Annotated in this window: 4 protein-coding genes; 3 read left to right on the forward strand and 1 reads right to left on the reverse strand. The window is 71.9% G+C overall.

Annotated elements, in window-relative coordinates:
- Positions 1-67 precede the first annotated feature (67 nt).
- Complete coding sequence (locus ACSNOC_RS07210; RefSeq protein ID WP_436746416.1) at positions 68-1,285, forward strand: DUF1266 domain-containing protein; 1,218 nt, start codon at positions 68-70, stop codon at positions 1,283-1,285.
- Positions 1,286-1,307: 22 nt separating this feature from the next.
- Here the strand turns inward: ACSNOC_RS07210 and ACSNOC_RS07215 are convergent, their stop codons facing one another.
- On the reverse strand, positions 1,308-2,192 hold the full coding sequence (locus ACSNOC_RS07215; RefSeq protein WP_436746417.1) for an aminoglycoside phosphotransferase family protein: 885 nt from the start codon (positions 2,190-2,192) through the stop codon (positions 1,308-1,310).
- A 181-nt stretch (positions 2,193-2,373) separates the two neighbouring features.
- Between ACSNOC_RS07215 and ACSNOC_RS07220 the strand changes: the two genes are divergently transcribed.
- Complete coding sequence (locus tag ACSNOC_RS07220; protein ID WP_436746418.1) at positions 2,374-3,102, forward strand: DsbA family protein; 729 nt, start codon at positions 2,374-2,376, stop codon at positions 3,100-3,102.
- A gap of 192 nt (positions 3,103-3,294) precedes the next feature.
- The coding region (locus ACSNOC_RS07225) for a LamG-like jellyroll fold domain-containing protein (RefSeq protein ID WP_436746419.1) at positions 3,295-12,917 on the forward strand (9,623 nt) is incomplete at its 3' end.

A 12,917-nucleotide genomic window follows, 5' to 3' on the forward strand; every position in this document is an offset into this window, starting at 1 on the left:
CGGGGGCGGTTCCCGGCCGGGGCGAGACGCGTACCGGCCGGGGGCCACGCCCGCTACAGTCGTGACCATGGGGATTCAGGGGGCCGCGGGAAGCGCCCCGTGGCAGGCGCCGACGACCGTGGAACAGGGCCTGTTCGACGCGGGAAGCAGCGAGAACTGGCCCGCGTTCTTCGACATCCTGGCCGGTACGGATCTGTACTTCCCGATGTCCCGTGAGCTGATGGACGCCGTGCCCGGCAGCATCCCGTTCCGGCCGTTCCGCGACCCGAAGTTCGACGGCCTGGCGCTGGCCGTCTTCACGCGCGGCATGCTGGAGCCGCCCGTCGGCGACCACGTGTTCGAGCGCAGCGATCTGCGGTCGCTGGCCAAGGTCTGGCCGAAATCGGTGCGCTGGCTCGCGGTCAACCCGGGTACGCCCGTGGAGACCTTCCTCCCCGCCGACCCCAAGCGGTGGAAGCGGCATGCCAAGAACCCGCCCGCCGAGCGGCAGTTGAAGACGCTGTGGACCGGCGACCGGCACGGTCCGCTCGCCCACGGCATGGCGTGCGGGGCCATGCTGCTGGTGAACAACGGCTCGATCTGGAACCACCTCGGGTGGCAGTGGGGCGGCTACACCGAGGAGAAGGAACTGCTGCGCAAGTGGTGGAGCGTCACCGGGCGGGCCGAGTGGCTGGAGACCGTGGAGCGGCTGCTCAGCGGTGAAGTGGTGTCCCCGGCCTGGGAGTTCGTGCTGCGGGTGCGGCAGGCGCTGATCCTGGAGTACGGGGTCCTGCCGGAGGCGGCGCAGTGGCGCGAGACGGCGGAGCGGGTACTGGTGTCGCGGACCGCCGAGGTCGTGGACCAGACGGGCCGGCCGCCGGAGTTCGACCTCGAAGCGGACATCGAGCTGGTGCAGGAGCTGATCGGGCGCGTGCTGCGCTACGAGGCCCGGTTCCGCGCCGACGGCCTGCTGGACGGCGACACGTGCGTGCGTTCCGTCCTGGCATGGGACTTCGGGCGCGCTTCCTGCATGGCGCGGTGGGGCCTCGGCGCCCGGTACGGCGAACGGGACGAGACCGAGCGGGCGTTGCTGCGGGTGGGCGACTCCAGCCGCCAGGTGTACCGGTCCTGGGCGGAGTTCGCGGTCGGCTTCGTGCTGGGGCGCTGTCTGCACTTCGACAGCGAGGAGTTCGGCGACTGGTACACGGACATGGTGACCGTGCATCAGATTCTCAGCACCGAGCCGGACAGCCCGTGGCTCAGCGTGCCGTGGGAGCAGTCCCCGGCGGACCTCCCGGAACGCTGACGCCCCGCGCCGCCCGGGGGGTTCAGCCCTCTTCCAGCACCGTCCGGATCACGTGCCGGGCGTTGCGCGCCATCGCGGGGTTGGTCGAGCGGTAGTGCGGCAGCGCGATCAGCGCCTGCGAGAGCGTCCGGGCCCGGCCGCGCGTCCAGGTCGCGTCGTCCACGCCGAGCGCGTCGCGGAAGACCTCCCGCGCGCCGGCCGGCAGCAGATTCCACGCCGGGAACAGATCGCAGGCCGGATCGCCCACGCCCGCGCAGCCGAAGTCGATCACCGAGGTCAGCCTGCCACCGGCCACCAGCAGATTGCCCGGCATCAGATCGGCGTGCAGCCACACCGGCGGCCCGTCCCAGCCCGGGGCCCGCAGCGCGTCCTCCCACACGGCGGTCGCGGCGTCGCAGTCGACGGCCTCCCGCGGGATCCCGCGCAGCCGCTCGATCGCCGCCCGGGTCGCCGCGTCGAGGGAGGCCGGCGGCCCGCTACGGTGGGCCCGCGGCGCCCCCGGCAGGGCGATGCCCCGCATCGCCGTCACGAACCGGGCCAGGTCCCCGGCCAGCGGCACCGGCTCGCTCAGCGCCCCCGCCTCGGGGTTCTCCCCGGCCAGCCACCGGTACACCGACCACGGCCACGGATAGCCCTCGGCGGGCTCCCCGGCCCCGAGCACCTCGGGGATGGCCGTGGGCAGCAGGGGCGCGAGGCGGGGCAGCCACTCCCGCTCCCGCGCCAGGTCCGCGACACCGCCCTTCACCAGGGGCAGCCGTACGACCATGGTGTCGCCCAGCCGGTACACGGCGTTGACCGTGCCACCGGACGGGAACCGTTCCACCGCCAGCCCCGCCCACTGCGGGAACTGCCGTGCGATCAGCCGCCGTACGAGTCCGTCGTCGATGGGGCGCGGGCCGGTGCTCACGGCACGCCATCCCATCGCCGGACACCGACCGCGGTCAACCGCTTTCCCGCCCTCTCCCGGCTCCCGGCTCCCGGCGGCCGGGCGTCAGCCTGGTGAGGTCGCCGCGTCGTCAGATCCGTCGAACCGGCGTGTCCTGGCCGGGTCCGGTTCGTTGGCTCAGGACGTGAGCGAACGGAATCGTGTGGGAAAGCGCAGCGCCCGTGAACGACTGCGCGAGGAACGGGAGCGCGAGCGGGCCGCCGAGCGCAGGAAGCGCACCGCCAAGGTCGCGGCCGTCTCCGTCGCGGCACTGGCGGTCGCGGCCGTGGTGGGCGTCTTCGCGGCGAACGGCGGCGAGACCACGGAAGGCCCGTCGGTCGACCCCATCTCGGTGGGGGACAAGGACGCCCCCGCCACGCTCGCGATCTACGAGGACTTCCGCTGCCCGGCCTGCGGGCAGTTCGAGACGACGTTCCGGGACACGATCCACGAGCTGACCGACGCCGGGAAGCTGCGCGTGGACTACCACCTGGTGACGATCATCGACGGCAACATGGGCGGCACCGGCTCGAAGAACGCGGCCAACGCCGCCGTCTGCGCGGAGGACGAGGGCAAGTTCACCGAGTACCACGACGTGCTGTTCGAGAACCAGCCCGCCGAGTCGGACGACGCGTTCGCCGACAACTCCCGCCTGATCGACCTGGCCGGTGACGTGGAGGGCCTGGACACCGAGTCGTTCCGGGCCTGCGTGCAGGAGGGCGACCACGACCAGTGGGTCGAGAACTCCAACGCCGGTTTCCTCGACTCGGACTTCAACGCGACCCCGACCGTGCTCCTGAACGGCGACACCATCTACGGCCAGTCCACCGACCCCCTCACCCCGGACCGCCTGCGGCAGCGAGTGGACGAGATCGCCGAAGCGGAGAGCTGACACTGCCCGGCGGCGGGAGCGGAGCAATGTTGCGATTCGGTCTCGCCGCCGGTTGGTCCAGTCCTCATCGTGGTCCTATATGCGCATCTTCCCCCCGTGAGTGACACTCCGCCAGAGTGCGCCCATCTTGCGCAGACCATGTGAAGGCGCAACCGTGGGCCTCTCACGTCTCATTGCACCTGGGGGGATTCCGTGCGCCGTGCACGCTGGCTTGCCCTGCCCGTCGCGGCGCTCATGGCGTCCCTGACGGCCCTCGATCCGGCAGCCGCGGCGGTCAGCCAGTGGCACCGTGCCTCCGCGACCGCCACGGGCGAGAGCCCGGACCAGTTGTGGGGCAGCGCGGACGGCGAGGACCACACCGCCGGCACGGACGAGACAACGGCACCGACGGACGGCACCGGCACCGCACCCGAGGAGGCACCGGGCCAGCTCCCCCTCGAGGAGCCGATCACCGGTGACGACCTCGGCGACACCGCCGCCCCGCCGGAGCCCGGCACCGTCGAGGAACTGGAAGCCCTGGCCCCGGCTGAGCTGACAGGCTTCGACGAGGAGACCAGCGTCGAGCAGGAGGGCATGCGGGAGGAACAGGCCCGCACCTACCTCAACGCGGACGGCACGTACACCACGCGCTTCTACGACGAGCCGGTCAACTACCAGCGGCATGACGGAAGCTGGACCGAGATCGACCCGACCCTGCGCCGGATGGACGCCAGTTGGGCCACCACCGCCACCGAGACACCCTTGAGCTTCGCCGAACAGGCGGACGGCGAACCCCTGGTCCGCATGCGGCTCGACGACGGCGTCACCATCGGCTATGCCCTGGAGGGCGCCCGGGCCGTCCCCGGCCTCGCGGACGGCCCGGTCATCACCTACCAGGGCGTACTCGACGGCGCGGACGTGGAGTTCATCGCCACCAACGACACCCTGAAGGAGACGCTCGTCCTCCACGGCGCCGACGCACCGCGTGAGTGGCGCTTCCCGCTCGCCCTCGACGGCGTGACCGCCGCGCTGGACGAGCAGGGCGGTGTCGTCTTCACCGACGCCGACGGCACCGTCCGCGCCCACACGCCTCCCGGGTGGATGGAGGACGCGAACACCGGTGAACACTCCGGCGACGCCGCGATATCCGACGGGGTGACCTACCGGCTCGCCGAAGAGAACGGCCGCCAGGTCCTCGTGGTCACACTGGACGAGGAGTGGCTCTCCAGCCCGGAGCGCGTCTTCCCGGTGCGCGTCGACCCCTCTGTCACCCGCGTCGAGGCCTCGTCCTCCACCTACGTGCAGCGCCCCTACAACACCAACTTCTCCACCGACACCGTCCTCAAGACCGGCACCTACGACGGGGGCGACCACGTCGCCGCCTCCTTCCTCCGGTTCAGCGGCGTGGATTCGTCCCTCGACAACGCCTGGGTTCTCGACGCGCGGCTCGCCCTCTACAACACCTGGTCCTATTCCTGCGAGCCGCGCCCGGTCAGCATCCACCCCATCACCCAGAACTGGTCCGCGACCACGCTGGAGAACTACCCCGGCCCCTCGACCGGTGCCGCCCTCGCCTCCGACCGCTTCGCCCACGGCTGGCGGCCGGCCGGATCGAGCGACTGGACCTGCGGCCCGGCGTGGGAGACCATCCCGCTCGGCTCGGCGGGCCGGGCCCTGGTCGACGACTGGACCCACGGCAGGAAGAACAACTACGGCCTGGCCGTGAAGTCCTCGACCACCGACTCCCGGGGCTGGAAGCAGTTCGGCTCCACCCGCTACCCGAACGGCAAGCCCAGCCTCGACGTCACCTGGACCAAGTACGGCGCCACCTACCGCCCCGGCCAGCTCACCGCCGCGGTCACGGCCGTGGACGAGGGGGTGCAGAAGGTCACCGTCACCAACCAGGGCCGGGAGACCTGGCCGGCCGGCGGCAACTACAAGCTGCGCTACAACCTTTACGACTCCGCCGGCGCGGAGCTCACCGACTCCTCGCTGCGCCGCTACACCGAGATGCCCGAGGCCGTCTCGCCCGGGGAGAGCGTCACCCTCAACGCGCGCATCGCGCCGCTGCCGCCCGGTACGTACACCGTCGAGTGGACCATGACGGACTACGGCGTCACCCGCTTCACCAGCCAGGGCATCCCCGGCGCCCGCGTCCGCCTGGCCGCCGTCAACATCCCGCCCGAGCTCGTCGCGGAAGCCCCCGGCAGCGGCGCGGTCGTGGAGACGCTCACCCCGACGCTGTGGGCCGAGGGCACCGACGAGGACCACTACAAGGACGCCGCGCTGCGCTACACCTTCGAGGTCTGCGAAGTGGACGGCGACAACACGCGGAAGAACTGCCGCACGGGCACCAGGAGCACGGCCCAGCAGTGGGCCGTGCCGTCCGGCTGGCTGTCGTGGAACAAGACCTACGCCTGGTACGCCTACGTCTACGACGGCGTCGACACATCCCTGCGCCCCAGGCCCGCCCGGTTCCGCACCCAGGTGCCCCAGCCCCCGGTCACCGGCCACCTCGGCGGCGGCGACGGGCACGAGTTCAACGGAGCCAGCGGCAACTACTCGACCTCGGCCACCGATGCCGCGCTCAGCACCGTCGGCCCGGAACTCGCCGTCACCCGCACCTACAACTCGCTCGACCCGCGCGGCGACACCGCGTTCGGCCCCGGCTGGACGACGCGCTGGGACATGCGCGCGGTCGCCGAGAGCGGCAGCCACGTGGTCGTCACCCTGGCCGACGGCACCCGCACCCGCTTCGGCCGCAACGCCGACGGCACCTTCGCCTCCCCGGCCGGCGGCAGCATGACCCTCACCGCCGCGTCCGGCGGCGGCTGGGTGCTGCGCGACCGCTCCGGCCTCACCCACACCTTCGGCAGCGACGGACGGCTCACCCGGATCACCGATGTCGCCGGACGTGAACAGCGCCTCACCCACACCAGCGGCAGGCTGACCACCGTCCAGGACATGCTCTCCGGCCGCACCCTCACCTTCTCCTGGGCGGACAACCGGGTCGCCACCGTGACCACCAGCCCGGCCAACGCCGGCCGGCCCGGCCTGACATGGACCTACGGCTACACCAACGGGCAGCTCACGAGCGTCTGCGCGCCCGGCGCCGCCTCCGACGCGTGCACCCGGTACACCTATGAGAACGGCTCCCTCTACCGCGGCGCCGTCCTCGACGGCGGCCCGCACTCCTACTGGCGCCTGGGCGAGCCCGAGGGCGCGATCGCCGTCAGCGACGCCCCTTCGGCCACCGGCTTCAACGACGCCGAGTACTACAACGTCGACCACGGCGCGACCGACGCCCTGGCCGGCACGGAGGACGGCGCCGTCACGTTCAACGGCACGGACTCGTCCGTGCGGTTGGCGGACGACTCGATCCGGACCACCACGTTCCTCAGCATCGAGCTGTGGTTCCGCACCACCCGGCCGGGCGTGCTGGTCGGCTTCCAGAACGAACGCCCGGAGGACGGCCGCCCCGGCAACCTCGCCCCGCCGCTCCTGATCGACGGCAACGGCAGACTCAGCGGCTTCTTCTTCACCGGCGACACCACCGCCATCAACCCGATCAAGAGCTCGGCCGCCGTCACCGACGGCAACTGGCACCACGCCGTCCTCACCGGTGCGGGCACCACCCAGACCCTGTACCTGGACGGCGTCGCCGTCGGCAGCCGCACCGGACCGATCAGCCACCAGCAGTGCTCCTACACCTACCTCGGCGCCGGCTACTCCGACGCCAACTGGGACGGCGCCACCCACGGCCTGCGCCGCTTCACCGGCCAGCTGGACGAAGTCGCCGTCTACCACGAGCCGCTGAACGCCGGCACCGTCGCCCAGCACTACGCGCTGCGGCAGAGCACCGGCCGCCTCACCGGCGTCACCCTGCCCTCCGGCCGCACCCACTCCCAGGTCGCCTACGACGCCATCACCGGCCGCGCCAGCCAGGTCACCGACGCCAACGGCGGCACCTGGCAGGTCTCCGACCCGGAGTACCGCAGCATCTCCGACTCCTATCCCATGGCCGTCATCAACAACCACCCCACCGGCTACTGGCGCCTGAACGAACGCACCGGCAGCGTCGCCGCCAGCGCCATCGACGACAACCTCCACGGCGACTACCTCGGCGGGGTGAACCTCGGCGGGCCCGGCATCTACCCCGACGGCGCCAACGCCGCCCCCTACTTCACCGGTATGCGCGACAGCGCCGTGGAAGTGCCCAGCGAGGCCCTGGGCGGCGACGACGAACAGACGATCGGCCTCTGGTTCAGGACCAGCGACTCCGGCGTCCTGGTCTCCACCCAGAACACGCCGCTGGACGAGACACCCACCGGATACTGGCCGATGCTGCTGGTCGACTCGTCCGGCAAGCTCCGGGGCCGGTTCCGGTACCCCGGCGACGACTCGACGCTGATCTCCGACGTGCGCGTGGACGACGACGAGTGGCACCATGCGCTCCTCACCGGGTCGAGCCAGGGACAAGCGCTCTACCTCGACGGGGAGATGCAGGCGTCCAACCGCAACGGCGCCGACGACCGCCGGATGTCCCACGTCTACATCGGCACCGGCTACTCGGCCACCAGCTGGGACGGACAGGCCGCCGGCTACCGGCCCTTCACCGGACAGATCGCCGAAGTCGCCTTCCAGAACGAGACCATGTTCCGGTACTGGGGAGGCGAGTTCCTCCACGACTCGCGCGCCTCCATGGCCACCGACATGCGGAACGCGGGCATGGTCGGGGACCGCTTCGCCTACGTCGGCGCGGTCATGGGCGACGCGCCGACCGCCTACTGGCGTATCGAGGACTTCACCGGCTCCACCGCCGCCGACGAGACGGGCCGCTTCCCCGGCACCTACCTGGGTGCCCCCGTCATCGACCGTATCCGCACCACCCCCCTCGCCAGTGGCCGCGGTGCGGTCCTGTCCGGGGACGCCATCGAGATCCCCGGCGACGTGCTGGGCGGCACGACCGCCCTCAGCGCCGAACTGTGGTTCAGGACCACCACTCCGCGCGGCGTGCTCCTGGGATTCCAGAACCAGCCACTCGGTTCCACCCCCACCTCCTGGACGCCCGCCATCACCATCGACGGCAGCGGGAAGCTGCGCGCCCAGTGGCGGGTCCCGGGCACGAGTCCGCAGCCCATCACCTCCAGCGGGCCGGTCACCGACGACGCGTGGCACCACGTGGTCCTGACCGGAGCGGGGAACGTCCAGACCCTCTACCTGGACGGGGTGAAGGTCGGTGAACTGACCGGGACGATCGGCGATCAGGCCAGGGCCCACGGCTACGTCGGCGCCGGCTACGCCAGCAGCGACTGGACCGGATTCCCCAACGGCACCGCCTACTTCAACGGCACCGTGGACGAGATCGCGGTCTACCGACGGGCCCTGACCCAGGACGAGGTCACCGCCCACTACCTCGCCCAGGCACAGTGGACCGCGTCGTCGCTCACCGCCACCGTCGACGTCACCGACCCGGCGGGCGGGATCACCACCACGGCATACGACGCGCGGCGCGGCTACCGCAGGACCTACGTGACGGACCCGGAAGGGCGGGTCACCTCCTACGCCTACGATGTCGGCGGCTTCCTCCACACGGTCACCGACCCGAACGGGAACCCGACCATCACCGGTCACGACGCGCGCGGCAACACGGTCTCGACCACGACCTGCCGTTCGCGGCACGACTGCCGGACGTCGTTCACCGACCACTACCTCAACGCGGGCAACCCGCTCGATCCGCGCAACGACAAGCCCGTGTCGGCCGGCGACGCCCGCTCCTCCGGTCCCGGCGACGACACCTACCGCACCGAGATGACCTACACGGCCCTCGGCCTGCCCGCCACCACCGTGCTGCCGGACGGGCGCACCACCCGGCGCACCTACACGACCGGCACCGAGGCCGCCGTCGGCGGCGGCACCACCCCCGCCGGGCTGCTGGCCACCGACGAGGGCCCGGACGGCGCGGTCACCCGGTACGCCTACTACGCCACCGGCGACCTGGCGCGCGTCACCTCGCCCTCCGGCCTGGTCACCGAGCACACCTACGACGGGCTGGGCCGCAGGCTCTCCTCCACGGAAACCTCGGACAGCCAACCGGACGGCGTGACGGTGACGTTCACCTACGACGCGCTCTCCCGCGTGGTCACCGAGACCGGCACCGGGGCCGAGAACGAGATCACCGGCGCCACCCACACCGCCCGCGTCACCCGTACGTTCGACGCCGACGGCCAGGTGCTGAGCGAAACGGCGACCGACCTGACGGGTGACGACCCCGAACGGGTGGTCAGTTACCGGTACGACGCCTTCGGCCGGACCGACCGCGTCATCGACGCCGAGGGGAACGCCACCTTCTACGTCCACGACACCATGGGCCGGCTGATCCGGGAGACGGACGCGGCCGGGACGGTGTTCCGGTACACGTACACCCCACGCGGGCTGCACGCCGAGACCATCCTCCAGGACTGGCAGGGCGATCCCTCGGGGCAGGTCCGTGACCTGACCCTGGAGTCGTTCGCCTACGACCCGGCCGGCCGGCTCGCGTCCAGCACCGACGCGATGGGCGCCACCACGTCCTACACCTACTTCGGTGACGGTCTCACCGCCACCGTCACCGCCGAGGACGTGACCCAGTCCGACGGCACCCGGCACGACATCGTGCTGGAGGCCAACACCTACGACCGCGCGGGCCACCTGGTCCGCCAGGTGACCGGCGGCGGCGCGACCGAAGTCGTCCACGAGGTGGACACCTCCGGGCGCGTCGTCAGTACCACGCTCGACCCGGGCGGCCTCAACCGCGAGACCACCTTCACGTACGACCCGGCCGACCGCCCCCTGGAACAGCGCCAGTCGGGCGCCACGGCCGCCGAGTACCTGGCGACGTCGTTCACCTACGACACGGCGGGCAACGTCCTCACCGAAACCATCGCGGACGCCGACGGGCAGAGCACCACCACCCACACCTACGACCAGCGCGGCCTGCGGACCTCCACCACCAGCCCGCGCGGCGCGACCACCGACTACCGCTACGACGCGCTCGGCCGCCTCGTCGCCGAGACCGCGCCCGAGGTCGGCGTGGAGACGGCGGGCGGGCCCGCGCAGCAGGCCCGCCCCGCGGCCCTGACCGGCTACAACACCTTCGGCGAGGTCACCGGGACCCGGGACCCGAACGGCCGGGTCACCCGCATCAGCCACGACCTCCGCGGCCAGGTCACGGCCGTCACCCGCCCCGACTACACGCCCCCGGGCGGCAGTCAGCCGATCACGGCCACCGAGACGTTCACCCATGACGTCCTCGGCCGCACGGTCGCGGCGACCGACCCCCTGGGCCGCACCACCGACTACGCCTACGACCAGCTCGGGCAACTCCTCAGCGTCACCGACCCGGTCGCCGGGGGCGAGGGCGGGGAGACGCCCGGCTTCCCGGGAACGTTCCCGCGCGGCCAGACCACCTACACCTGGACCCCGACCGGCCTCCAGCTGTCCGCCACCGACCCGACCGGAGCCAGGACCGAGGCCACCTACGACGAGCTGGGCCGGCGCCTGACCTCAACCGTGGTGGAGCGGCACCCGCACCTGGCCCACCACACCGCGACGTTCACCTGGGACGACGCGGGCAACCAGATCGCGTCCTCGTCCCCCGGCGGAGTCACCGTCCAGGCCGTCCACAACGCGGCCGGGGAGGTCCTCCGGGTCACCGAGGGCGGCTTCGCCACCACCCGTTTCGGCTACGACGCCTTCGGCCGCCCGACCGCGACCACCGACGCGTCCGGACGCCGCACGACCACCCGGTACAACCACCTCGGACTGCCCGTCCGTACCGAGGAGTTCGGTACCGGAACCGACGTGCTGCGCACCACGCGGGCGTCGTACGACGCCGACGGCAACCAGACCTCGGCCACCGCCCCCGGCGGAGCCGTGACCACCTTCGCCCACGACGCGCTGGGCCGCCTCACCGAACAGACCGAACCGGTCGACGCCGACACCGACATCACGACCACCTTCGGTTACGACGCGGCGGGCAACCGGACCCGGTACACCGACGGCCGGGGCAACACCACGATCCACACGTTCACTTCCTGGGGCCTGCCCGAGTCCACCATCGAACCGGCCACCGACGCCCACCCGGCGGCGGCCGACCGCACCTGGACCACGGTCTACGACGCGGCGGGCCGGCCCGTCACCGATCTGCTGCCCGGTGGCGTCGAGCGCCACCGCACCTACGACGGCCTGGGCCGCCTGATCCGCGAGACCGGCACCGGCGCCGAAGCCGACACGCTGGACCGGAGGTTCGTCTACGACCTCGCCGGCCGGATGACCGAGCAGGCCACCAACGAGGTGCTGGGCCGCGACATCTACACCTACAACGACCGCGGCCAACTGCTCACCGCGGACGGGCCGGGCGGCGAGTCCTCGTACGCCTACGACGCGGACGGCCGCATGACCGGGCGGACCGACGCCTCCGGCACCACGACGTTCACCTACGACGCGCTGGGGCGCCTGGAGTGGGCCGGGCACGGCACGGACGGCTTCGGCACCTTCTACGGCTACGACGCGGCCGGCCGCACCACGCTGCGGACGTACATGACGCGGACCGGGACCGGCTCGCAGATCCACGCCACCCGCGCGTACACCTACGACGCGCTGGGCCGCCTCACCGGCGACCGGCTGGAACAGGGGCACGGCGGCAGCGAGATCACGGCCGTCACGTACGGATACGACCTGGACGACAACCTCACCACCAAGGAGACCCGCGGCACGGCGGGCGCCGGCACCAACACGTACACCTACGACCGGGCGGGCCGCCTCACGTCCTGGTCCGACGGCGCCACGACCACCGCCTATGCCTGGGACGCGGCGGGCAACCGCACCTGGGCGGGCCGCGGGACGGCTGTCTTCGACGCGCGCAACCGGCTTCTGTCGGACGGCGATTCCACGTACACCTACACACCGCGCGGCACGCTGTCCACGGTGACCCCGGCCGGCGGCGCGACCCGCACCCTGACCCACGACGCGTTCGAACGCCGCGTCACGGACGGCGAGTCGACGTACGCCTACGACTCGCTGGACCGCGTGACGCAGACGGACGGCACGGCCTTCACCTACGACGGCGGCTCCAACAACCTGGTCTCCGACGGCACATCGCTCTACCACCGCGACCCGTCCGGCGCGCTGCTCGGCACTGACTCCGCCCAACTCCTCACCGACCGGCACGACGACGTGGTGGCCACCCTCTCCCCGGACGCCACCACGGTCACCGCGTCCCGCGCCTACGACCCGTTCGGTGAGGTCACGGCCACCAGCGGCACGTCCCCGTCCCTCGGCTACCAGTCCGGCTGGACCGACCCGGACAGCGGCGACGTCAACATGGCCGCCCGCTGGTACCAGCCCGGCACAGGCTCGTTCACGTCACGCGACACCTGGCTCCTCGAACCGACCCCGTCCGCCAACGCGAACCGGTACGGCTACATCAACGGCTCGCCACTCAACGGCACGGACCCCAGCGGCCACTGCTTCTGGGACGCCTGCGTCCTGGAAGTCGCCGTTGCGGCGACCGCGGCCGTCGCCGTCGGCGTTGCCGCCTCCTATGCCATAGAGAACTATGAGGCGCCGAACTTCGACCTTTCGTGGGGCGGTTCCAGCTCACACAGCAGCACTTCGCACGCCGATGTCATCCCCAACTACGGCAGCCGCCTCGCGGACGCGATGAGGGCCCAGGCAGCGGCACAAGCCGCGGCGGCGGCTCAGGCATGGTGGAGGAACTTCTGGCGCTCGCTCTTCGACTGGATCAGAGCCGGCGGAAGCGGCGGCGGGGGAGGCGGCGGTGATGGGGGAGGCGG

This window comes from Streptomyces sp. URMC 129 (assembly GCF_051386415.1).
In the GTDB taxonomy this organism is placed as follows: domain Bacteria; phylum Actinomycetota; class Actinomycetes; order Streptomycetales; family Streptomycetaceae; genus Streptomyces.